Annotated in this window: 21 protein-coding genes; 17 read left to right on the forward strand and 4 right to left on the reverse strand. The window is 55.3% G+C overall.

What is annotated here, in order from left to right:
- Nucleotides 1-18: 18 nt before the first annotated feature.
- Nucleotides 19-855: a dienelactone hydrolase family protein gene (locus WFL93_RS16755; protein WP_336778609.1), complete on the reverse strand. Its 837-nt coding sequence runs from the start codon at nt 853-855 to the stop codon at nt 19-21.
- Between the two features lie 302 nt (nt 856-1157).
- On the opposite strand from WFL93_RS16755, the gene udp reads away from it, so the two are divergent.
- The 10 genes from udp (at nt 1158) to tatD (ending at nt 10477) form a co-directional block, all read left to right on the forward strand.
- On the forward strand, nt 1158-1919 hold the full coding sequence (gene udp, locus WFL93_RS16760) for a uridine phosphorylase (RefSeq protein ID WP_180822826.1): 762 nt from the start codon (nt 1158-1160) through the stop codon (nt 1917-1919).
- Between the two features lie 100 nt (nt 1920-2019).
- On the forward strand, nt 2020-3291 hold the full coding sequence (locus WFL93_RS16765) for a tetratricopeptide repeat protein (RefSeq protein WP_180822827.1): 1272 nt from the start codon (nt 2020-2022) through the stop codon (nt 3289-3291).
- A gap of 68 nt (nt 3292-3359) precedes the next feature.
- Nucleotides 3360-4871 (forward strand): DNA recombination protein RmuC, encoded by a 1512-nt coding sequence (rmuC, locus tag WFL93_RS16770; RefSeq protein ID WP_336778610.1) that lies wholly within the window; start codon nt 3360-3362, stop codon nt 4869-4871.
- Between the two features lie 75 nt (nt 4872-4946).
- Nucleotides 4947-5705 (forward strand): bifunctional demethylmenaquinone methyltransferase/2-methoxy-6-polyprenyl-1,4-benzoquinol methylase UbiE, encoded by a 759-nt coding sequence (gene ubiE, locus WFL93_RS16775; RefSeq protein WP_008105805.1) that lies wholly within the window; start codon nt 4947-4949, stop codon nt 5703-5705.
- 6 nt (nt 5706-5711) lie between these two features.
- Nucleotides 5712-6317 carry a ubiquinone biosynthesis protein UbiJ gene (ubiJ, locus tag WFL93_RS16780; RefSeq protein WP_336778611.1) on the forward strand — a complete coding sequence of 202 codons (606 nt, stop codon included), beginning with the start codon at nt 5712-5714 and terminating at the stop codon, nt 6315-6317.
- The gene (gene ubiB / locus WFL93_RS16785) at nt 6314-7951 is read left to right on the forward strand and encodes a ubiquinone biosynthesis regulatory protein kinase UbiB (RefSeq protein ID WP_009127891.1); all 1638 of its coding nucleotides are present in this window, start codon (nt 6314-6316) and stop codon (nt 7949-7951) included. The genes ubiJ and ubiB overlap by 4 nt, the downstream gene beginning before the upstream one ends.
- Nucleotides 7952-8061: 110 nt before the next feature.
- The gene (tatA, locus tag WFL93_RS16790) at nt 8062-8316 is read left to right on the forward strand and encodes a Sec-independent protein translocase subunit TatA (protein WP_009127893.1); all 255 of its coding nucleotides are present in this window, start codon (nt 8062-8064) and stop codon (nt 8314-8316) included.
- 2 nt (nt 8317-8318) lie between these two features.
- Nucleotides 8319-8846 (forward strand): Sec-independent protein translocase protein TatB, encoded by a 528-nt coding sequence (tatB, locus tag WFL93_RS16795; protein WP_180822829.1) that lies wholly within the window; start codon nt 8319-8321, stop codon nt 8844-8846.
- Nucleotides 8847-8848: 2 nt separating this feature from the next.
- Nucleotides 8849-9607, forward strand: a complete 759-nt coding sequence (gene tatC / locus WFL93_RS16800) for a Sec-independent protein translocase subunit TatC (protein ID WP_009127897.1) — start codon at nt 8849-8851, stop codon at nt 9605-9607.
- Between the two features lie 87 nt (nt 9608-9694).
- Nucleotides 9695-10477, forward strand: coding sequence for a 3'-5' ssDNA/RNA exonuclease TatD (gene tatD, locus WFL93_RS16805; protein ID WP_049852325.1), 783 nt, complete (start codon nt 9695-9697; stop codon nt 10475-10477).
- Here the strand turns inward: tatD and rfaH are convergent.
- The gene (rfaH, locus tag WFL93_RS16810; RefSeq protein WP_036621224.1) at nt 10474-10962 is read right to left on the reverse strand and encodes a transcription/translation regulatory transformer protein RfaH; all 489 of its coding nucleotides are present in this window, start codon (nt 10960-10962) and stop codon (nt 10474-10476) included. The two genes, tatD and rfaH, sit on opposite strands and share 4 nt — an antisense overlap.
- Before the next feature lie 208 nt (nt 10963-11170).
- Here rfaH and pepE point away from each other — a divergent pair, with 208 nt between their 5' ends.
- The 3 genes from pepE to fre all read left to right on the forward strand — a co-directional run bounded on the left by pepE (nt 11171) and on the right by fre (nt 14202).
- A complete protein-coding gene (gene pepE / locus WFL93_RS16815; protein WP_336778612.1) occupies nt 11171-11902 on the forward strand; it encodes a dipeptidase PepE in 732 nt (243 codons plus the stop codon).
- Between the two features lie 74 nt (nt 11903-11976).
- Nucleotides 11977-13461, forward strand: a complete 1485-nt coding sequence (gene ubiD, locus WFL93_RS16820) for a 4-hydroxy-3-polyprenylbenzoate decarboxylase (protein ID WP_009127904.1) — start codon at nt 11977-11979, stop codon at nt 13459-13461.
- Nucleotides 13462-13500: 39 nt separating this feature from the next.
- Nucleotides 13501-14202: an NAD(P)H-flavin reductase gene (fre, locus tag WFL93_RS16825; RefSeq protein WP_049852327.1), complete on the forward strand. Its 702-nt coding sequence runs from the start codon at nt 13501-13503 to the stop codon at nt 14200-14202.
- A 53-nt stretch (nt 14203-14255) separates the two neighbouring features.
- Here fre and fadA read toward each other — a convergent pair whose 3' ends face one another.
- Both fadA and fadB read right to left on the reverse strand, forming a co-directional pair.
- On the reverse strand, nt 14256-15419 hold the full coding sequence (gene fadA / locus WFL93_RS16830) for an acetyl-CoA C-acyltransferase FadA (protein ID WP_336778613.1): 1164 nt from the start codon (nt 15417-15419) through the stop codon (nt 14256-14258).
- Between the two features lie 10 nt (nt 15420-15429).
- Nucleotides 15430-17613, reverse strand: a complete 2184-nt coding sequence (gene fadB / locus WFL93_RS16835) for a fatty acid oxidation complex subunit alpha FadB (protein WP_336778614.1) — start codon at nt 17611-17613, stop codon at nt 15430-15432.
- 186 nt (nt 17614-17799) lie between these two features.
- Between fadB and pepQ the strand changes: the two genes are divergently transcribed.
- The 4 genes from pepQ to hemG are packed head-to-tail and all read left to right on the forward strand — an operon-like array spanning nt 17800 to nt 21781.
- Entirely contained in the window at nt 17800-19131 is a 1332-nt protein-coding gene (gene pepQ, locus WFL93_RS16840; RefSeq protein ID WP_336778615.1) for a Xaa-Pro dipeptidase, read from the forward strand.
- Nucleotides 19131-19748 carry an IMPACT family protein gene (locus WFL93_RS16845; protein ID WP_009127914.1) on the forward strand — a complete coding sequence of 206 codons (618 nt, stop codon included), beginning with the start codon at nt 19131-19133 and terminating at the stop codon, nt 19746-19748. Before pepQ ends, WFL93_RS16845 begins: the two co-directional genes overlap by 1 nt.
- Nucleotides 19749-19775: 27 nt before the next feature.
- Complete coding sequence (trkH, locus tag WFL93_RS16850) at nt 19776-21227, forward strand: Trk system potassium transporter TrkH (RefSeq protein WP_009127916.1); 1452 nt, start codon at nt 19776-19778, stop codon at nt 21225-21227.
- 17 nt (nt 21228-21244) lie between these two features.
- Nucleotides 21245-21781 carry a menaquinone-dependent protoporphyrinogen IX dehydrogenase gene (gene hemG / locus WFL93_RS16855; RefSeq protein WP_180822834.1) on the forward strand — a complete coding sequence of 179 codons (537 nt, stop codon included), beginning with the start codon at nt 21245-21247 and terminating at the stop codon, nt 21779-21781.
- Nucleotides 21782-21926 lie beyond the last annotated feature (145 nt).

Genomic DNA, 21926 nt, shown 5'->3' on the forward strand with positions numbered 1-21926 from the left:
CATACGCGCCCCTTTTTATTACGCGTTTGGTGCTACGCCATATTGCGCGAACCACGCCAGCATACGTTGCCAGCCATCTTTGGCGGAATCGGCGTGATAGCTCGTACGGTAATCCGCGTTGAAAGCGTGGCCAGCATCCGGATACACCACGATCTCCGCTTTGGCATTGGCGGCATGCAGCGCCTGACGCATCTTATCAATACTCTCCAGTGGAATGCTGTCATCCTGACCGCCATAAAGGCCCAGCACGGGCGCATTCAGGTCCACCGCAATATCGATCGGATGTTTCTGCTGCTTCAGCGTCTTCTCACCCTCTAAGCGGCCATACCACGCCACAGCGGCTCGCACTTGAGGATTGTGCGCGGCAAACAGCCAGCTAATGCGTCCGCCCCAGCAGAAGCCGGTAATTGCCAGGCGACGCGCATCGCCACCATGACTTGCCGCCCAGTTAGCCACATGATCGAGGTCGGACAGTACCTGCGTATCCGGAACCTTGCTCACCAACTCTTTAAACAGCGTGGGAATGTCGTTGTAATCGTTGGGATCACCTTCACGGAAATAGAGCTCAGGGGCGATCGCCAGATAACCTTCCAGCGCCAAACGCCGGCAAACATCGCGGATATGCTCATGCACACCGAAAATCTCCTGCACGACTAACACCACAGGCAATGTGCCTTGGTACTCTTTTGGCCGGGCATAGTAGGCGGGCAAATTTTCGCCCTGGCTTGGAACCGAGGTCTCGCCAGCATGAATCGCGTCGCTGGCGGTAATAATCGTGCTGCTTGCGGTGGGCTGAACGGCCGGTGCAAAGCCGCCGGGTGCCGTTTTTTGTGCCATATTGTCTTCGGTTTTCATGGTTCTCTCCGTGCTAGCAAATGCGCAATCACGTAACTATAGCCTGGCTGGTCAAGCAAGGCTGACGTAGGGTGCAGGGGGATTTTTTTTACGTGTGCTGCTTCTCTATTAACATTGCCATCAGTACTTACACAGCACCGCTTGTAGCAATTCAGAATTGCAGCGCACTAATGTGTGATGTAAATCACAAAATGTTTTGCTGATCATGTAAGTTTCATTATTGATAGTGAAATTAGTCACATAATTATGTTGCCTGCTCACGTAGAGTGGCGCGCACATCCCCTATTTATCAGGAGTCTGATATGGCCCAGTCTGACGTTTTCCATCTTGGCATCACCAAAGCTTCCCTAAAAGGAGCCACGCTGGCCATCGTTCCCGGCGATCCTGAGCGCGTGAAGAAAATCGCCGCGCTGATGGAGAATCCACAGCATCTGGCTTCGCATCGTGAATTCACCACCTATCTGGCGGAAGTCGATGGTAAACCGGTGGTGGTGTGTTCAACCGGTATCGGCGGACCTTCAACCTCGATTGCGGTAGAAGAGCTGGCGCAACTTGGTGTGCGCACCTTCCTGCGCGTTGGCACCACCGGCGCCATTCAGCCGCATATTAATGTCGGTGATGTGCTGGTCACCACGGCGTCTGTCCGCCTTGACGGTGCCAGCCTGCACTTCGCACCGATGGAGTTCCCGGCCGTGGCTGATTTCACCTGCACCACCGCGCTGGTTGCCGCAGCGGAAGCCTGCGGTGCCAAAACGCACATTGGCATTACCGCGTCCTCTGACACCTTCTATCCGGGGCAGGAACGCTATGACACCTTCTCTGGTCGCGTGGTGAAGCGCTTCCAGGGCTCAATGGATGAGTGGCAGCAAATGGGCGTCCTTAACTATGAGATGGAATCCGCTACACTGTTAACCATGTGCGCCAGTCAGGGACTGCGTGCCGGCATGGTGGCTGGCGTCATCGTGAACCGTACGCAAAAAGAGATTCCGGATGCGGTGACCATGAAGCAGACCGAAAGTGATGCGGTGAAAATTGTGGTAGAAGCCGCGCGTCGCTTAATTTAGTGCGCCATTCAAGGGATGAATTCGAGACCAGGCTTATAGGGAGCTCAGCAATTGCCTGATTAGAATGCGCGCAATTTCAGCAGCTACTGAGAAATTTCTTATGCGCAAAATGGTTTCTGTCTCACGTCCTAATTTCATGAATAATCCCGCTACTGCGCAATCACGCGTTGAGGGCGCAGCAGCGAGATTTCGTCAGGCCATGGCGGCCCATAACTATCCCCTCGCTCGTCAGTGCTGTGAAGAAGTGCTGCGCGTGTTGCCAAATCACATGCAGGTGCTCAGCGATTACGCGTTAACCTTAATGCGCGTGGGCGAACACAAGAAATCCTACAAGATTTATCAGAAGATCTATCAGGCCCCGGCCGCGCAGCGCGCGCAGGCGTCGGAAACCTGGCTGGATGGATTGACCGAAGTCTGCGGTTGGCTTGATAAGCAGGATGAAGTGGCGCGTTACGGCCTCGAATCGCTGCAGAAATCCGATGTGATCTTCAGTAAAGGCCAGAAAGTGGCGTATCCCTCAGACGTACCGCCACCGATCAATCGCCATAACCCGACAGAAAACATCATCTCCTTCAGCCTTTACGGTGGCCAGCCACGCTACTGCGAAACGCTGATTAAGAACATCGAAGTGGCGCGCGAGTTCTATCCTGACTGGATATGCCGCATCTATCTTGACGATAGCGTCCCGCAGCACGTGTGGCAGCGTCTGACGCAGCCGAACACCCAGCTGGTGGATATGTCCCAGGAAAAAGCTATCTTCCCCACGCTGTGGCGCTTTTTAGTGATGGACGATCCCAGCGTTAAACGTTACATCGTGCGTGACGCCGATTCATTACTCTCCGAGCGTGAAGTGGTTGCGGTTGAAGCCTGGCTGGACTCCCCATTCTGGTTCCATCACATGCGCGATTACTTCTCGCATACCGAACTGCTGCTAGCGGGTATGTGGGGCGGTTGTCATGGCGTGTTCCACAATGTTGAACAGCAGATGCGTGACTTTATCGCCCAGTATCAAGGCAGCGAACGCTTTACCGACCAGTATTTTCTTAAAGTGGCGTTGTGGCCAACGGTGCGTGAAAGCTTGTTGAGTCACGACGATATTTTTCACTTCCATCAGGCGCAGCCCTGGCCGGCGCATCAACCGATTCGCTGGCAAACCGATAGCTTCCACGTCGGCAGCAACGCCGGTTTTGCTAGCATGGCCGGTAAAGTTGAAAATGCGGAAAACGGTTGCCAGCAGGTTGAGATCACCTACGGCGGCCAAAGCTGGACCTATCCAGCAAAAATCAAGGATGAAACCGAATGGTTACTTCCGATGCCGTTCTTCCTGATTGATGCGTGGAAAGCCGGCGATTTGACCGTAAAAGCCCTGTAAATAAAATCTGGACATTCATACAGTACCCCTCTACCTTTTCCCTCAGCGAGACGATCCGCGGGGGGATTATGGATCAGCAACTTATCATTAGCGGCGCGCTGGCGCTGGCCGGTTTAGGCATTGGCTGGATCATTGCCCAGCTGCGCGCCGGTCATCAGCATGCCAGCTTCACGACCGAGCGTCGTCTGTTGGAAGAGGCGCAGCAGCGCCAACATCAGCAGATCGAACATTTACAACAGCAAATCCAGCAACGTGAGCAGGAGATGCGCCAATTGCACGGCGCGCTCAGCGGTGCGCAGGAACGTTTGCAGCAGCTCGATTACTGGCGCGGCGAGAGCGAACAGCTCAGTCGTGAATTGCGTAATCAGCTGGAAGTTAATAGCGCGCAGGAAGCGGAGTTGCGCGAATTGACCATCCGTCTTGAAGAGACACGCTACGGCGCTGAAGAGAAACAGCGCCTGCTCACCAACAGCGAACAGCGACTCAGCGCGCAGTTTGAAAATCTGGCCAACCGCATCTTTGAAAACAGCGGGCGGCGCGTCGATGAACAAAATCGTCAAAGCCTGAACAGTCTGATTGGCCCGCTGCGTGAACAGCTGGATGGTTTCCGTCGTCAGGTGACTGACAGCTTTGGGCTGGAAGCGCGTGAACGCCACACGCTGACGCATGAAATTCGCCAGCTGCAGCAGCTCAACGCGCAGATGGCGCAGGAAGCGGTCAATCTCACCAAAGCGCTAAAAGGTGACAATAAAATCCAGGGCAACTGGGGCGAAGTGGTGCTAAGCCGCGTGCTGGAAGCCTCCGGACTGCGTGAAGGCTATGAATACCAAACGCAGGTAAGCGTTCAGCTGGAGCAGCAGGGCAGGATGCAACCGGATGTGATTGTCCGTTTGCCGCAGGGCAAAGATGTGGTGATCGACGCGAAGATGACGTTGGTCGCTTACGAGCGCTATTTCAACGCCGATGATGAAGCCACGCGCGAGCAGGCCATTCAGGAGCACGTCAACGCCATGCGTGGACACATTCGCTTGCTAAGCCGAAAAGATTACCAACAATTGCCTGGTTTACGCTCTCTGGATTATGTGTTGATGTTTATCCCGGTGGAACCGGCATTTCTGCTGGCGATCGATCGTCAGCCAGAGCTGATCAGCGAAGCGCTGCAGCAGAACATCATGCTGGTCAGCCCAACTACGCTGCTGGTGGCGCTGCGCACCATCAACAATCTCTGGCGTTATGAACATCAAAGCCGCAACGCGCAGCGCATCGCCGATCGGGCAACGCGGCTGTATGACAAAATGCGGCTGTTCGTCGATGACATGAGCGGTATCGGCCACAATCTTGATAAGGCGCAGCAAAGCTATCATCAGGCGATGAAAAAGCTGTCTGAAGGACGCGGCAATCTGATTGCGCAAAGTGAAGCTTTCCGCTCGCTTGGTGTGGAGATCAAACGGCCGATCAATCCGCAGTTGGTGGAACAGGCGCAGCCGGAAGAGGCGGATGAAGATTGGGCAGACGATCCCAACGTTGATGAAAGCGTTTCAGATTCAACAACGGACTCGCTGCGCCGCATCAACGAATAGCACGGTGGTCGCGTGCTCGTGTAGCGCGACTCTGATACACTTCGGCAAGAATTGTTTGTGGAACAGGTAAAACCGATGGCAGATGAATCACAGCAGGAAACTACCCATTTTGGCTTCCAGACCGTCGCGAAAAGCGAAAAGGCCGATAAAGTCGCGGACGTGTTTCACTCCGTCGCGGCAAAATATGACCTGATGAACGATTTGATGTCGTTTGGCATCCATCGTGTCTGGAAGCGTTTTACCATTGACAGCAGCGGTGTGCGCCGCGGTCAGCGCGTGTTGGATCTGGCGGGTGGTACCGGCGATCTGACGGCTAAATTCTCTCGTCTGGTGGGCGAAACCGGCCAGGTTGTGTTGGCTGATATCAACAGCTCAATGCTGAAGATGGGCCGCGAAAAGCTGCGTAATCTCGGCGTGTCGGGTAATGTCAGCTATGTTCAGGCGAACGCCGAAGCGCTGCCGTTCCCGGATAACTATTTCGATTGCATCACCATCTCGTTCGGTTTGCGTAACGTCACCGAAAAAGAGAAAGCGCTGGCGTCGATGTTCCGCGTGCTGAAGCCGGGCGGACGCCTGCTGGTGCTGGAATTCTCCAAGCCGCTGCTGGAGCCGCTGAGCAAGGCTTACGACACCTATTCATTCCATATTCTGCCGCGTATTGGCCAGCTGGTGGCGCAAGATGCTGAAAGCTATCGTTATCTGGCAGAGTCGATTCGTATGCATCCCGATCAGGAAACCCTGAAAGCGATGATGAATGATGCCGGCTTTGAAAATACCACCTACTTCAATATGACTGGCGGTATTGTCGCGCTGCATCGCGGATTTAAATTCTAATCCATCATGACTTTAACTCCTCTCATCACCGGCGGTCTTGAGACCGCCCTGAACCGTGTTCTCTATCGCGATCGCAGCCTGAAAGCCGCGCGCCAGCGTCTGGCGGGCAAGGTGTTGCTGCTGCGTCTGCAAGAGCTCGATTTTCCTTTAGTGCTGGTGTTTAGCGAATCACAACTTGATGTACTGAGTGATTGGCAGGATAGCAGCGACTGCACGGTGAGTTTGCGTGTCAGCACCTTGCCGAAACTGCGCGATCGCCAGCAGCTCACCAGCTTGATCAGAAGCGGTGAACTGGAGGTGGAGGGCGATTTGCAGGTGGTACAGCAATTCTCTGCGCTGATGGATCTCGCCGAGCTTGATCCAGCCGAATATCTCGCGCCGTGGATTGGCGACATCGCCGCGCAAGGGGTAAGCCAGGCCGCACAGCAGGCGCTGAGATTCGTGCAGCAGCAGGTTATGCGCCGCCAGGATTATCTTGGCCAGGCGCTGACGGAAGAGTGGCGCGTCGCGCCGGGTGCTCTGGAACTGGCATGGTTCTGCGAGGAAGTGGAAGCGATGGAACGTTCGCTCAATGCGTTTGAAACGCGTTTGGCACAGCTGGAGGCGAAATGACGCTGGGAGAAATTCGGCGCTTATACTTCATCATCAAGATATTTCTCACTTATGGCCTTGATGAACTGATTCCCCGCATGCGCTTCACGCTGCTGTTACGCCTGTGGCGGCGCTGCATCTTCTGGATCCCTAACCAACACAAAGACGCCTCGCCTGGCGTGCGCATCCGTTTAGCCATGGAGCAGCTTGGTCCGGTGTGGATCAAGTTCGGTCAAATGCTCTCCACGCGACGCGATCTGTTCCCGCCAGCGATTGCCGATGAGCTTGCCGTGCTGCAGGACCGCGTGGCGCCGTTTGATGGCGTCAAAGCGAAGCAGCAGATTGAACAGTCGATTGGCGGCCCGGTGGAAACCTGGTTTGAAGACTTCGACATTAAACCGCTGGCCTCTGCCTCTATTGCACAGGTGCACACCGCCACGTTGAAGTCCAACGGCCGCGCCGTGGTGATCAAAGTGATTCGTCCCGATATCCTGCCGGTGATCAAAGCGGACATGCGGTTGATTTATCGTCTGGCGCGTTGGGTGCCGCGTTTGCTGCCGGATGGACGTCGTCTGCGTCCGCTGGAAGTGGTACGCGATTACGAAAAAACCCTGATTGATGAGCTGAATCTGCTGCGTGAAGCGGCCAACGCCATCCAGCTGCGTCGTAACTTCGACCAAAGCCGCATGCTTTACGTACCCGAAGTGTTCTCTGATTACTGCAGTGAATCAATGATGGTAATGGAGCGCATTTACGGCATTCCGATCTCGGATATCGCCACGCTCGAGCAGCACGGCGTCAATATGAAGTTACTGGCAGAGCGCGGCGTGCAGGTGTTCTTCACCCAGGTGTTCCGCGACAGCTTCTTCCATGCCGACATGCATCCTGGCAATATCTTCGTCAGCTACGATCACCCAGAGGATCCGCAGTACATCGGCATCGACTGCGGTATTGTCGGTTCACTGAATAAAGAAGATAAGCGCTATCTGGCGGAAAACTTTATCGCCTTCTTTAATCGCGATTACCGCAAAGTGGCTGAGCTGCATGTGGATTCAGGCTGGGTGCCGCTGGATACTAACGTTGAAGATTTTGAGTTTGCCATTCGTACCGTGTGTGAGCCGATTTTCGAAAAACCGCTGGCTGAGATCTCCTTCGGTCACGTGTTGCTGAATCTGTTTAATACCGCGCGTCGCTTCAATATGGAAGTGCAGCCGCAGCTGGTGCTGCTGCAGAAGACGTTGCTGTATGTCGAAGGGATTGGTCGCCAGCTCTATCCTCAGCTCGACTTGTGGAAAACCGCCAAGCCGTTCCTGGAAGATTGGATCAAAGATCAGATTGGTATCCCGGCAATAATGCGTGCGGTGAAAGAGAAAGCGCCGTACTGGGCGGAAAAACTGCCGGAGTTGCCGGAGCTATTTTACGACAGTATGCGCCAGCACAAATTATTGAAGCACAGCGTCGATAAACTCGTCACCGATTTAAACGTACAGCGCACACGAAATCATCAGGCGCGCTATCTGTTTGGCGTAGGAGCTACACTGTTATTAAGTGGCACCGCCGTACTGTTAAGTCGACCGGATTGGGATTTCTTCCCGGCGCTTTTAATGGCTGCCGGCATCGTCACCTGGCTTATTGGCTGGCGCAAGACAAACTGATTGTCTGCCTGGTTCAAATCGCGTAATGTCGCAAGCTAAAGCCCGAAATCATACGGGCTTTCTGTGCGTTACAGTCAACAGTTTTTCACAGAATATTAGAGGCATATCTCATGGGCGGTATCAGTATTTGGCAATTGTTAATCATTGCCGTCATTGTTGTTCTTCTGTTCGGTACCAACAAACTTCGCAACCTGGGTTCGGATTTGGGTTCTTCTATCCGCGGCTTCAAAAAAGCCATGGGCGATGAAGACGATAAAAAGGATCAACCGAAAGAGCAGGACGCTGACTTCAACGCCAAAACTTTGGCAGACAAACAGCAAACCTCGGCGACTAAAGACGACGCCCGGAACGACAAGCAGGTATAACTGTGTTCGACATTGGTTTTAGTGAACTGGTATTGGTGTTCGTGATCGGGCTGATTGTGCTTGGCCCGCAGCGATTACCGGTTGCGGTGAAAACCGTCGTCGGCTGGATCAGAGCCATTCGCTCGCTGGCCGCGAATGTACAAAACGAACTGGCACAGGAGCTGAAACTGCAGGAATTGCAGGACAGCCTGAAAAAGGTGGAAGAGGCGGGTCGTGGCACGCTGTCACCGGAGCTGAAAGAGTCGATGGAAGAACTGCGTAAAACCGCCGACTCAATGAAGCGCTCCGTGCAGCAGAGTATCGATCTCGAAAAAGAGGAAGATGAAGCCAACACCATTCATCAGACTCCGCCAGCAGTAGCGCAGCCGGCTACTTCCCCTGCGGTCACGCCTGCTGCTGCAGAACATCAAACCAGTGCCGCAGCACAGGTTCCGCAGCCAGTTGACGTAACTTCTGCAGTGGATAATCCTCCCGTCGCCAGTGCCCCGCAAAGCACTGCGAAGATTTCTCTCGTAAAAGATGAACGATAAACATGGCCGTTGAAGATACCCAACCGCTCATTAGCCATCTGATTGAGCTGCGTAAGCGTTTGTTGAACTGCATCATCGCTGTTTTAGTCATCTTTCTGTGTCTGGTCTACTTCGCCAATGACATTTACCATCTGGTAGCGTCACCATTGATTAGCCAGATGCCGGCTGGTGCGAGCATGATCGCCACCGACGTAGCATCACCCTTCTTCACGCCAATTAAGCTCACCATTATTGTCTCGGTGTTTCTTGCCGTGCCGGTGATTTTGTATCAGGTGTGGGCGTTTGTCGCGCCAGCGCTCTATCGTCACGAACGCAAACTGGTGATGCCGCTGCTGTTCTCCAGTACGCTGCTGTTTTACGTCGGCGTGGCGTTTGCGTATTTCATCGTGTTCCCGCTGGCGTTTGGTTTCTTCGCCAAAACGGCACCGCAAGGCGTGACCATCGCCACGGATATCACCAATTATCTCGACTTCGTCATGACCATTTTCATGGCCTTTGGCGTGGCGTTTGAGGTGCCGATTGCCATTGTGCTGCTGTGCTGGACAGGCATTACTTCACCTGACGATCTGAGAAAGAAACGTCCGTATATGCTGGTTGGCGCCTTCGTCGTTGGGATGTTGCTCACACCGCCGGATGTTTTCTCCCAAACTTTGCTCGCTATTCCGATGTACTGCCTGTTTGAAGTCGGCGTATTCTTCTCCCGCTACTATGTGGGTAAAGGGCGTCAGTCTTCGGATGAGGAACAGAATACCGAATCCTGATGTCTTTTAAGCAGGGCACCCGCCAGCAAGCGGGAAGAGAATGAATCTAAACCGCCTAACCGGGCGGTTTTTTATTGGGGAGAAAACATGTTTGATATCGGTGTAAACCTGACCAGCACGCAATTCGCAAAAGATCGCGAGCAGGTTGTGAAACGTGCGCGCGAAGCAGGCGTCACCGGCCTGTTAATTACCGGCACTAACGCGCTGGAGAGCCAGCAGGCGCGTCAGCTGGCGGCATTACACGCCGGCTACTGCTGGTCGACGGCAGGCGTTCATCCGCATCATGCCAGTGAATGGTCGGCGGAAACGGCGAATACCTTGCGTCGTCTCGCAGAAAGCGCCCAGGTTGTCGCCATCGGCGAATGCGGCCTGGATTTTAACCGCAATCTCTCGGCCCACGATCAACAGGAGTACGCCTTTGATGCGCAGCTCGCACTGGCTGCAGAGCTGCAGCTGCCGGTATTTCTGCATTGTCGTGAAGCGCACGATCGTTTTGTGGCGGTGCTTGAGCCGTGGCTGCCAAAACTGGTGGGCGCGGTGGTGCACTGCTTTACCGGTACGCGTGATGAGCTGCAAGCGTGCCTGGCACTCGGGTTGTCAGTAGGCATTACCGGTTGGGTGTGCGACGAACGTCGCGGTATGGAACTGCGCGAATTGCTGCCATTGATTCCGGCTGAGCGTCTGCTACTGGAAACCGACGCACCCTATTTACTGCCGCGCGATATGCATCCACGTCCCACTTCGCGCCGCAATGAGCCGTGCTTCCTGCCGCACATTGTGCAGCAAGTGGCGAACTGGCGTGGAGAAGAGGCGGAAGCGCTGGGCGCGCAGGTCAATCGCAACGCGCGTCAACTTTTTAAGCTGGCCTAAAGCTTGCGGAACTGCTTGTTATCCACGCTGCGCATCACCTGTTTGTTCAGCATGTTCAGCAGCAGAACGGAGCGCGTTTCACCATCCGGCTCGGCAAAAATCGCGCGTAGTCCTTCGAAGGTGCCATCGGTGATGATCACTTCATCACCGCTCTGCGGCGTTTCCGGATCTAACACGATCTGCGGCGCGTCGGTTTGCAGCGCTTCGATCACATCGTGCGATACGGTAGCCGGCATGGCGCCGAAGCGCACGAAGTGGCTGACGCCGCGCGTGCTGCTGATGGTGGTGGTGTGAATCGCTTCGGGATCGAACTCGATAAACAAATAATTGGGGAACAGCGGCTCACTCACGGTGGTGCGTTTACCGCGCACAATCTTCTCCAAAGCGATCATTGGGCTCAGGCAATTCACCGCTTGCCGCTCAAGATGCTCTTTCGCGCGCAACAGTTGTCCACGTTTGCAATAGAGTAAGTACCAGGATTCCATAACTGCTCCCAAAGAATGGACGCTAAGAATATCAAACCTGCTGACAGAGTTATAGCGCATCGGCGGAGGGAAACCCTGTGCTGAAAAAAATTCACTGCGAATTTTCTGATTGATGCGGCTAATTAACGCTTTCGTGCAAGAAAATTGACGGCTGGCGACCATCTGTATCAGACTCCATCCCCATCTTTCGATTGAAAAGGAGTGGCCGATGGAACTGTTCCTGTTAAGTAACGGCAAAGTGGCCGAGGATGCGCCGCTGTTGAGTTACGCCCACCCGCAGCTGCACGCGATGATCGCCCAGCGCGGCATTACGTCGGCGGTGCTGGTGCCCTACGCGATTATTCGTGGCGATCATGCGCAACGCGCGCAAGATTTGTCAGATTCATTAGGCATTGAAGTGCGCACGGTGCATGAGTTTTCCTCCCCCGTCGCGGCGATTGAGCAAGCTGAGCTGATTCTGGTGAGCGGCGGAAATACCTGGTTCCTCAATCAAATGCTGCATGAACATGACTTGATCGTTGCGATTCAACGCGCAGTGCGCGAGCGTGATGTGCCGTACGTCGGCTGGAGCGCCGGTTGCAACGTGGCAACGCCTTCGATTCGCACCACCAATGACATGCCGGTGCGCAGCAGTGTGGTGTTGCCTGCGCTGGGCTTGTTCCCGGTGCAGATCAATCCGCATTATCTTGATGCCCACGTCAGCGGCCATATGGGCGAAACGCGCGATGAGCGCCTGGCTGAATTTTGCGCCGTTAACCCGCATGAATCGGTGATTGCGCTCCGCGAAGCCAGTTTCCTACACGTGAGTGAAAATCGCCTGCGCTACTACAGCGCCCGCGGCGAAGACTTTAAAGTGTTCCGCCACGGCGAGCCGATTGCGGCGTATCACGATGTGCTGGCGATTCAGTCGCTGGTGCCGTTTTCCTGTCAGCCAGCCTGACTCAGAAACCTCAACATGCTAGCGTGAAACGCACCTATAATGGCGCTTCACTCTGGCCGGAAAGCTAAAGCCGCATGAAATATCAGGATTTACGAGACTTCCTCGCGTTACTCGAACAGCGTGGAGAGTTAAAGCGCATCACTCAGGAGATCGATCCTGAGCTGGAGATGACCGAGATTGCCGATCGCACGCTGCGTGCCGGCGGCCCAGCGCTGCTGTTTGAAAACCCGAAAGGGTACGACATGCCGGTGCTGTGTAATCTGTTCGGCACGCCAAAACGCGTGGCGATGGGCATGGGCCAGGAAGAGGTGAGTGCGCTGCGCGAAGTGGGCAAACTGCTGGCATTTTTGAAGGAACCGGAGCCGCCGAAAGGCTTCCGCGATCTGTTTGATAAAATGCCGCAGTTCAAGCAAGTGCTGAATATGCCAACCAAGCGCTTGCGCAATGCGCCTTGCCAGGAAGAGATTTTTAGCGGCGATGACGTCGATCTGTCACGCATCCCGGTGATGAAATGCTGGCCAGGCGATGCCGCGCCGCTGATCACCTGGGGATTAACCGTCACGCGTGGCCCGCATAAAGAGCGCCAGAATCTGGGCATCTATCGCCAGCAGGTGATCGGCAAAAATCGCCTGATTATGCGTTGGCTGTCGCATCGCGGCGGCGCGCTCGATTTCCAGGAGTGGTGCAAAGCGCATCCGGGCGAACGTTTTCCGGTATCTGTCGCGCTCGGGGCCGATCCGGCGACCATTCTCGGCGCGGTGACGCCGGTGCCCGACACGCTCTCTGAATATGCCTTCGCCGGTTTGCTGCGTGGCAACAAAACCGAAGTGGTAAAGTGCATCTCTAACGAGCTTGAAGTGCCGGCGAGCGCAGAGATTGTGCTGGAAGGTTACATTGAGCCGGGCGATGTGGCACCGGAAGGGCCATACGGCGATCACACGGGATACTACAATGAAGTAGACAGTTTCCCGGTGTTTACCGTGACGCACGTAACGCAACGTCGCAATCCGATTTATCATTCAACCTATACCGGGCGTCCACCGGATGAACCGGCGGTGTTGGGCGTGGCGCTGAATGAAGTGCTGGTGCCGATCCTGATCAAGCAGTTCCCGGAGATTGTTGATTTCTATCTGCCGCCGGAAGGCTGTTCTTATCGCCTCGCGGTGGTGACGATTAAGAAACAGTATGCCGGTCACGCCAAGCGCGTGATGTTTGGCGTGTGGTCGTTCCTGCGTCAGTTCATGTACACCAAGTTTGTGATTGTATGTGACGACGACGTCAACGCGCGTGACTGGAATGATGTGATTTGGGCGATTACTACGCGCATGGATCCAGCACGCGATACGGTGCTGGTTGAGAACACGCCAATCGATTATCTCGACTTTGCCTCGCCGGTTTCCGGCTTGGGTTCGAAGATGGGACTTGATGCCACCAATAAGTGGCCGGGCGAAACCACGCGCGAATGGGGCACGCCGATTGTCAAAGATCCGGCCGTTACGGCGCGCATTGACGCCATTTGGGATGAATTAGCAATCTTTGCCGAGCCGCCGCAGCGCTAAAAGCGGCAGACCAACCAGACCCGAAGAAAAAGGGAACGCATGACAACGTTAAGCTGCAAAGTGACTTCGGTTGAAGCGATTACGGATACGGTTTACCGCGTCCGTTTGATTCCGGCCGCGGATTTTAACTTCCGCGCGGGACAGTATTTGATGGTGGTGATGGATGAGCGTGATAAGCGCCCATTCTCGCTGGCGTCCACGCCAATGGAAAAGGACATCATTGAACTGCACATTGGCGCCTCGGATCTTAATCTTTACGCGATGGCGGTGATGGACCGCATCAAAAACGATCGTCAGATTACGGTAGATATGCCGCATGGCGATGCCTGGCTACGCGAAGAGAGCGATCGTCCGATCATTCTGATTGCCGGCGGCACCGGTTTCTCCTATGCGCGTTCCATTCTGCTGACCGCGCTGGCACAGAAACCCGATCGCGAAATTGCGATTTACTGGGGCGGCCGTGAGCTGATGCATCTGTACGATTTAGATGAGTTGAATGCGCTGGCGGTGAAGCACCCGAACCTGAAAGTGATTCCGGTGGTTGAGCAACCGGCAGATGACTGGACCGGACGCAGCGGCACGGTGCTGACGGCGGTGATGCAGGATTACGCTTCACTCAGTGAACACGACATCTATATTGCTGGTCGTTTTGAGATGGCGAAGATTGCACGTGAGCGTTTCTGCGCCGAGCGCGGTGCGCTGGAAGCGCAGATGTACGGCGATGCGTTTGCGTTTATCTAACAGATAAAAAAAGCCCGCCCGAAAGGGCGGGAACTCGTGCAGTGGTTAACGTATTAAACCCGTTCGAACACCGTGGCGATGCCCTGGCCTAAGCCAATGCACATGGTCGCCAGACCAAATTGCGCATCGCGACGTTCCATCAGATTCAGCAGCGTGGTACTGATACGCGCGCCGGAACAGCCCAGCGGGTGCCCAAGCGCAATCGCGCCGCCATTCAAATTCACTTTCTCATCCAACTGTTCCAGCAAGCCTATGTCCTTGATGCACGGCAGCGCCTGCGCGGCAAAGGCCTCGTTGAACTCGAATAAGTCGATATCCTGCACGCTTAAGCCAGCGCGTTTTAGCGCTAGCTTGCTGGCGGGAACCGGGCCGTAACCCATAATCGACGGATCGCAGCCAACCACCGCCATGCTGCGAATGCGCGCACGCGGCGTCAGACCCAGTTCTCGCGCGCGGCTTTCGCTCATGATCAACATCGCCGCCGCGCCATCGGAGAGCGCAGAAGACGTTCCCGCGGTGACGGTGCCGTTGACCGGATCGAACGCCGGACGCAGCGCGGCCAATCCTTCGAGGCTGGTCTCTTCACGAATCACTTCATCGCTTTCGTAGCGTTTCAACACGCCATCGGCGTCGTGGCCATAAGTTGCAACAATCTCACGCTTAAAGTCGCCACGCTGGGTAGCTGCCCATGCGCGCTGATGTGAACGCAGGGCAAAGGCATCCTGCTGCTCACGCGTGATGTGATGCATGCGCGCCAGCATTTCGGCGGTTAAGCCCATCATGCCGGCGGCTTTCGCTACCGTACGCCCAAGTCCTGGATGAAAATCGACACCGTGGCTCATTGGCACGTGGCCCATATGCTCTACGCCACCAATCAGGCAAGCGTGCGCATCGCCCACCATAATCGCGCGTGCCGCATCGTGCAGCGCCTGCATCGACGAACCGCACAGGCGATTGACGGTGCTGGCAGGCACGCGATGCGGGATCTCCGCCAGCAGCGCGGCATTACGTGCAATGTTAAAGCCTTGTTCCAGCGTCTGCTGTACGCAGCCCCAGATAATGTCGTCCAGCGTAGCGGGATCGACCGATGGATGACGGCTTAGCAGCTCGCGCATCAAATGCGCCGAAAGATCTTCCGCACGAACCTGACGAAACGCACCGCCCTTGGAGCGGCCCATCGGCGTGCGGACGGCATCCACAATGACTACTTTTTCCATTTTCATTACCTCAGGCACTTTGCAGCGCCGCTTCGTCAATCGGTTGCACCGCGGGATACCAGCTCTGATGCTGATGGGCTTTTTGCAACAGCAGCGCCGGCAGCGCATACAGCGGGCCCAGCGCGGTGTAACGTTTGGCCTGATCGACCACGTTGCTGGCGCCGAGCGTATCCATGTAGCGGAACGCGCCGCCGCGGAACGGCGGGAAGCCTAAGCCGTAGACCAGCGCCATGTCGGCTTCGGCCGGTGAAGCGATGATCTGCTCTTCGAGGCAGCGCACCACTTCATTGAGCATCGGCAGCATCATGCGGTTAAGGATCTCTTCATCGCTGAACACGCGCTTCGGTTGGTTGATTGGCTCCAGCAGTGCATCCACTGCGGCATCGGCTTTTTTCTGCGCTTTGCCTTTGTTGTCCAACTCCCAGCGGTAAAAACCCTGGCCGTTTTTCTGGCCGTAACGTTTAGCGTCAAACAGCACGTCGATGGCGTCGCGATAATCTTTCTGCATGCGTGACGGGAAACCTTGCGCCATCACCTGTTGGGCATGATGCGCGGTATCAATGCCGACTACATCCAGCAGCCAGGCCGGGCCCATCGGCCAGCCGAACTGTTTTTCCATCACTTTGTCGACCTGGCGGAAATCCGCGCCGTCGCGCAGCAGCAGGCTGAAGGCGGCGAAGTAGGGGAACAGCACGCGATTGACAAAGAAGCCGGGGCAATCATTCACCACAATCGGCGTTTTGCCCATTTTGCTGGCCCAGGCCACCACTTTGCTGATGGTGGCCTCTGAGGTTTGCTCACCGCGAATCACCTCAACCAGCGGCATACGCGGCACCGGATTGAAGAAGTGCATGCCACAGAAGTTTTCCGGGCGTTTTAAGGCTTTCGCCAGCTGGCCGATCGGAATGGTTGAGGTGTTGGAGGCGAGAATGGCATCTTCGCGCAGGTGCTGTTCGGTTTCTGCCAGCACTTTGGCTTTGATCTGCGGATTCTCAACCACGGCTTCCACTACCACATCGGTGCGTTCAAATCCCGCGTAATCCAGCGTGGGCTGAATGGTGGTGAGCACGCTGGCCAGCTTCGCGCCAGTAATTTTGCCGCGCTCCAGCTGCTTGTTAAGCAGCTTGCTGGCTTCGGTCATGCCAAGCGTCAGCGCTTGTGGATTGATATCTTTCATCATCACCGGCACGCCTTTCCAGGCAGATTGATAGGCGATGCCGCCGCCCATAATGCCGGCACCTAATACCGCAGCTTGCTGCGGTGCACCGGCCGCACTGCTATGTTTCTTCGCCAAGCCTTTGACGTATTGATCGTTAAGGAAGATGCCGACCAGCGCGCGGGCTACATCACTTTGCGCCAGCGGCACAAAAGCGGCGGTCTCCAGCTTCAGCGCATCATCGCGCCCCAAGGTGGCGGCAGCCTCAATGGTTTTTATCGCGGTAACGGGGGCCGGATAGTGTTTGCCGGCGGTCTGCAGCACCATGCTTTTGGCGATGGTAAAGCTCATGGCGGCTTCGATCGGGCTGAGTTTAAGCGGCGCCAGCTTCGGCGCCCGGCGGACCTGCCAGTTGCCCTGCGCGATGGCGTCCTGTAATACTGTCAGCGCAGCGGCGCGCAGTTTGTCGCTGCTGACCACTGCATCCACTAAACCGAGTTTCAGGGCGCTATTGCCATCGAGATCTTTACCCGCGGCGATGATTTCCATCGCACTGTCAGCGCCGAGCAGCCGCGGCAGACGTACGCTGCCGCCAAAGCCCGGCATGATGCCCAGTTTGGTTTCCGGCAAGCCGATACGCGCGGTGGGCGTAGCAATGCGGAAGTCCACTGCCAGCACGCATTCGCAGCCGCCACCCAGCGCATAACCATCGATGGCGGCTACGGTTGGCACCGGCAAATCTTCCAGACGATTGAAGATGCTGTTAGCAAATGCCAGCCACTGACTCAACTTCTCTTCTGGCGCGTCAAACAGCGACAGGAATTCTGTAATGTCGGCGCCGACAATAAATGCCGGTTTGGCCGAAGAGAGCAGCAGGCCGCGCAGAGCGGGTTGCTGTTCTAAGACGCTTAGCGCCTCGCCCAGGGAGGCGACGGTTTTGGTATCGAGTTTATTCACCGAACCGGGCGCATCGAATACCAGCTCGGCGATGCCATCGTCAAGCCAGTGCACTGAAAGGGTATCGCCTTGGTAGAGCATGTCCGTCTCCTGAAACCGCGAAAGGTGATCTGGTCATACCAGATGATTTGGAGTGTGAGTGTGATGTTAATTATTTGCAAACGAGAGTTTGATAATTTGATACAACGATCACAGCGCGTGCAGCACGGCATCGCCAACACGGCTGTGCTACACTGCGGCCACTTTCGCGACATTGGAGACAAGTCCATGGATTCACTGAAAACCCTGTATCACGCGCACATCAATACGCTGCAGCAGCGAGCGCAGCAGGTGCTGGCTCGCTTTAAGCTTGATGCCATGCTGATTCATTCCGGCGAGCTGCTGACCGTTTTTCTCGACGATCACGACTATCCGTTTAAGGTGAATCCTCAGTTCAAAGCGTGGGTGCCGGTGACGCAGGTGCCAAACTGCTGGTTATGGATTGATGGTGTGAATAAACCCAAGCTGTGGTTCTACTCGCCGGTGGATTACTGGCATAACGTCGAGCCACTGCCAAACAGCTTCTGGACCAACGATATTGACGTGATTGGCCTAAAGAGTGCCGATGACATCGCGCAGTTGCTGCCTGCACAACGCGATAACGTGGCGTATATCGGTCCGGTACCGTTACGCGCTTCCCAGCTCGGCATTAACAGCGAGCAGGTGAACCCTAAGGGCGTGATCGATTACCTGCATTATCATCGCAGCTTCAAAACCGATTACGAGCTGGCCTGTATGCGCGAAGCGCAGAAGCTGGCGGTGGCGGGGCATCGCGCAGCCAAAGAGGCATTCGAATCGGGTATGAGCGAGTTCGATATCAACATCGCTTACCTGACCGCGACCGGCCATCGCGATACCGATGTGCCGTACGGCAATATTATCGCGCTTAATGAACATGCCGCGGTGCTGCACTACACCAAACTGGACCATCAGCCGCCGGCGAAACGGCACAGCTTCCTGATTGATGCCGGGGCGGAGTATCTCGGTTATGCCGCTGACCTGACGCGCAGCTATGCGGCGCAGAGTAAATCGCGCTATGCCGAAATGGTTGCCGCGATGAACAAGGAAGAGCTGGCGCTGATCGCCACCTTGAAAGCCGGCGTGCGCTATACCGATTATCATCTGCAGATGCATCAGCGCATTGCGCGGCTGCTGCTGAAGTTTGAGCTGGTGAAAGGTCTGACCGAAGAGACGCTGGTGGCGGAAGATTTAACCGGTCCGTTTATGCCGCACGGGCTGGGACATCCGTTGGGCCTGCAGGTGCACGATGTGGCCGGCTTTATGCAGGACGACAGCGGCACGCATCTGGCTGCGCCGTCGCAATATCCGTATCTACGTTGCACGCGCGTGCTGGAACCTGGCATGGTGCTGACTATCGAACCCGGCTTCTATATCATCGATTCGCTGCTGGCGAAGCTGCGCGGCGGCAAGTTCAGCCAGTATTTCGACTGGGCGGCAATTGATGCACTGAAACCGTACGGCGGCATTCGTATCGAGGATAACGTGGTGATTCACGCTAATCGCGTTGAAAACATGACGCGCGATCTGCACCTTGCCTGATGGATGCTTACGACATTCCCGCTGAGGCTGTGAGTCTCAGCGAGGAAACTATCAAGAAAAGTCGTTTCATTACTCTGCTGGCGCATACTGCGGGCGTGGAAGCGGCGCGCGCGTTTGTTCAGCAGGTGAAGCAGGAGCATCCCACCGCCCGCCATCACTGCTGGGCGTGGGTGGCCGGTGCGCCGGATGATTCACAGCAGTTGGGTTTCTCTGATGATGGCGAACCGTCCGGCACGGCGGGCAAACCCATGCTGGCCCAGTTGATGGGCAGTGGCGTGGGTGAAGTGACTGCGGTGGTGGTGCGTTATTACGGCGGCATCATGCTCGGTACCGGAGGGCTGGTAAAAGCTTACGGCGGCGGCGTGCAGCAGGGGCTGAAGCAATTAGCCCGTCAGCGTAAAGTGCCGATGGAATCCTTCAGCCTGCAATGTGATTATGCCCAACTCAGCGACATTGAGCGCTTGCTGCAGCGTTTTGACGGCATTATAGAAGAGAGCCATTATCAGGATCGTATTGCGCTGCGTTTAGCATTGCCGCATGCGCAGATTGATGGCTTTCGCCAAAACCTCTCTGATTACAGCCGGGGCGCGCTGACGCTCATCCCGCTGACAAACTAAAAGCATCTGTTTAAAGGAAACGGCTGAATGCATTTTCGCGCCATTACCCGCATCGTGGGCCTGCTGGTGATTCTGTTCTCGGTGACCATGATCTTACCCGGCCTCGTCGCCTTAATTTACCGGGACGGTGCCGGGCGCGCGTTTAGTCAAACCTTTATGATGGCGATCGTCATTGGTTCGCTGCTGTGGTGGCCAAACCGCAAACAGAAATCGGAACTTAAGCCGCGTGAAGGTTTCCTCATCGTGGTGCTGTTCTGGACCGTGCTGGGCAGCGTGGGTGCGATGCCGTTTATTTTCGCCGAGCAGCCCCATCTTTCGATAACCGATGCATTCTTTGAATCCTTCTCCGGCCTTACTACGACGGGCGCTACTACGCTGGTGGGACTTGATACGCTTCCGAAAGCGATTTTGTTCTATCGTCAGATGTTGCAGTGGCTCGGCGGGATGGGAATCATTGTGCTGGCAGTAGCGATTTTGCCAATTCTGGGCGTGGGTGGCATGCAGCTATACCGCGCGGAGATGCCAGGACCGCTAAAAGATAACAAGATGCGCCCGCGTATCGCAGAAACGGCGAAAACGCTGTGGCTGATCTATGTTTTGCTCACCGTAGCCTGTGCGGTGGCGCTGTGGTTAGCGGGCATGCCAATGTTTGATGCCATCGGCCATAGTTTCTCAACTATCGCCATTGGTGGCTTCTCCACGCATGATGCCAGCATCGGTTACTTTAATAGCCCAACCATCAACACTATCGTCGCGGTGTTTTTGCTGATCTCGGGATGTAACTACGGCCTGCATTTTTCTCTATTAAGCGGCCGCAACCTGAAAGTGTATTGGCGCGATCCCGAATTCCGCATGTTTATTGGCGTACAACTCACATTAGTGCTGATCTGTACGGTGGTGTTGTATTTTCACAATGTGTACGCCAGCGGCTGGCAAACGCTCAATCAGGCGTTTTTCCAGGTGGTCTCGATGGCAACTACGGCTGGATTTACCACCGACAGCATTGCGCGCTGGCCACTGTTCCTACCGGTATTGCTATTGTGTTCGGCCTTTATCGGCGGAATGGCGGGTTCGACCGGCGGCGGTTTGAAGGTGATTCGTATTCTGCTGCTGTTTAAACAGGGTTCGCGTGAATTGAAACGCCTGGTGCATCCGAATGCGGTTTACACCATTAAATTGGGTAACCGCGCACTACCTGAACGTATTCTTGAAGCGGTGTGGGGATTCTTCTCAGCCTATGCGCTGGTGTTCCTGCTCAGCATGCTGGCAATCATCGCGACTGGCGTGGATGACTTCTCCGCGTTTGCCGCCGTGGCGGCGACCTTGAATAATCTTGGACCCGGTTTGGGCGTGGTGGCCGACAACTTCACTTCGATGAATGATGTGGCGAAGTGGATCTTGATTTTGACCATGCTGTTTGGGCGCCTCGAAGTGTTCACGCTGCTGGTGTTGTTCACACCGACCTTCTGGCGCGAATAATAAAATAGGATTGTGTAATGAAAGCGTTGATTCTTTATTCCAGCCGCGATGGGCAAACCCGTGAAATTGCCGCGCGCATTGCGCAGACGTTAGTTCCGCATCAGCTGTGCGACGTGCTTGATTTAGCTGAGGCGCAGAAGGTGGATTGGTCTCAGTACGATCGCGTGCTGATTGGGGCATCGATCCGCTACGGGCATTTCAATCCTGCGCTGATGAAATTTGTCACGCAGCATAAGGCACAGTTGCACCAGCGCGTAAGCGGCTTCTTTAGTGTCAACCTGACGGCGCGTAAAGCCGATAAGTGCACGCCAGCAACCAATGCTTATACGCGCAAGTTTCTGGAGCAGTCACCCTGGCAGCCAGATTGCTGTGCGGTTTTTGCCGGTGCACTGCGTTATCCGCGTTATCGCTGGTTTGATCGGATCATGATTCAATTCATTATGCGGATGACAGGTGGAGAAACGGATACATCAAAAGAAGTGGAATACACCGATTGGAATAAAGTGACGCTTTTTGCCCAGGATTTTGCACAGTTACCAGGCAAATCGTTGTGAAATACAGCGTTGTGGCGAAATTTAGGTCGAACGATCATTTTTTTGCAATAAACCCTTGTCACCTCCGAATAACTCCCTATAATGCGCCACCACTGAGACGGCAAAGCGGCAACGCAGGCGGCTCAGCAGGGAGTGAAGAAATTCA

This window comes from Pantoea sp. USHLN256 (assembly GCF_037149875.1).
Classification (GTDB): Bacteria; Pseudomonadota; Gammaproteobacteria; order Enterobacterales; family Enterobacteriaceae; genus Pantoea; species Pantoea nemavictus.

Excerpts from the sequence above, each read along its gene's own strand:
- WFL93_RS16845 (WP_009127914.1), top strand. The coding sequence starts at position 19,131 with ATGGATGCTTACGACATTCCCGCTGAGGCTGTGAGTCTCAGCGAGGAA.
- tatA (WP_009127893.1), top strand. The coding sequence starts at position 8,062 with ATGGGCGGTATCAGTATTTGGCAATTGTTAATCATTGCCGTCATTGTT.
- pepQ (WP_336778615.1), top strand. The coding sequence starts at position 17,800 with ATGGATTCACTGAAAACCCTGTATCACGCGCACATCAATACGCTGCAG.
- rmuC (WP_336778610.1), top strand. The coding sequence starts at position 3,360 with ATGGATCAGCAACTTATCATTAGCGGCGCGCTGGCGCTGGCCGGTTTA.
- tatD (WP_049852325.1), top strand. The coding sequence starts at position 9,695 with ATGTTTGATATCGGTGTAAACCTGACCAGCACGCAATTCGCAAAAGAT.
- WFL93_RS16755 (WP_336778609.1), bottom strand. The coding sequence starts at position 855 with ATGAAAACCGAAGACAATATGGCACAAAAAACGGCACCCGGCGGCTTT.
- pepE (WP_336778612.1), top strand. The coding sequence starts at position 11,171 with ATGGAACTGTTCCTGTTAAGTAACGGCAAAGTGGCCGAGGATGCGCCG.
- ubiJ (WP_336778611.1), top strand. The coding sequence starts at position 5,712 with ATGACTTTAACTCCTCTCATCACCGGCGGTCTTGAGACCGCCCTGAAC.
- tatC (WP_009127897.1), top strand. The coding sequence starts at position 8,849 with ATGGCCGTTGAAGATACCCAACCGCTCATTAGCCATCTGATTGAGCTG.
- fadA (WP_336778613.1), bottom strand. The coding sequence starts at position 15,419 with ATGGAAAAAGTAGTCATTGTGGATGCCGTCCGCACGCCGATGGGCCGC.
- trkH (WP_009127916.1), top strand. The coding sequence starts at position 19,776 with ATGCATTTTCGCGCCATTACCCGCATCGTGGGCCTGCTGGTGATTCTG.
- fadB (WP_336778614.1), bottom strand. The coding sequence starts at position 17,613 with ATGCTCTACCAAGGCGATACCCTTTCAGTGCACTGGCTTGACGATGGC.
- fre (WP_049852327.1), top strand. The coding sequence starts at position 13,501 with ATGACAACGTTAAGCTGCAAAGTGACTTCGGTTGAAGCGATTACGGAT.
- hemG (WP_180822834.1), top strand. The coding sequence starts at position 21,245 with ATGAAAGCGTTGATTCTTTATTCCAGCCGCGATGGGCAAACCCGTGAA.
- ubiB (WP_009127891.1), top strand. The coding sequence starts at position 6,314 with ATGACGCTGGGAGAAATTCGGCGCTTATACTTCATCATCAAGATATTT.
- rfaH (WP_036621224.1), bottom strand. The coding sequence starts at position 10,962 with ATGGAATCCTGGTACTTACTCTATTGCAAACGTGGACAACTGTTGCGC.
- udp (WP_180822826.1), top strand. The coding sequence starts at position 1,158 with ATGGCCCAGTCTGACGTTTTCCATCTTGGCATCACCAAAGCTTCCCTA.
- ubiE (WP_008105805.1), top strand. The coding sequence starts at position 4,947 with ATGGCAGATGAATCACAGCAGGAAACTACCCATTTTGGCTTCCAGACC.
- ubiD (WP_009127904.1), top strand. The coding sequence starts at position 11,977 with ATGAAATATCAGGATTTACGAGACTTCCTCGCGTTACTCGAACAGCGT.
- WFL93_RS16765 (WP_180822827.1), top strand. The coding sequence starts at position 2,020 with ATGCGCAAAATGGTTTCTGTCTCACGTCCTAATTTCATGAATAATCCC.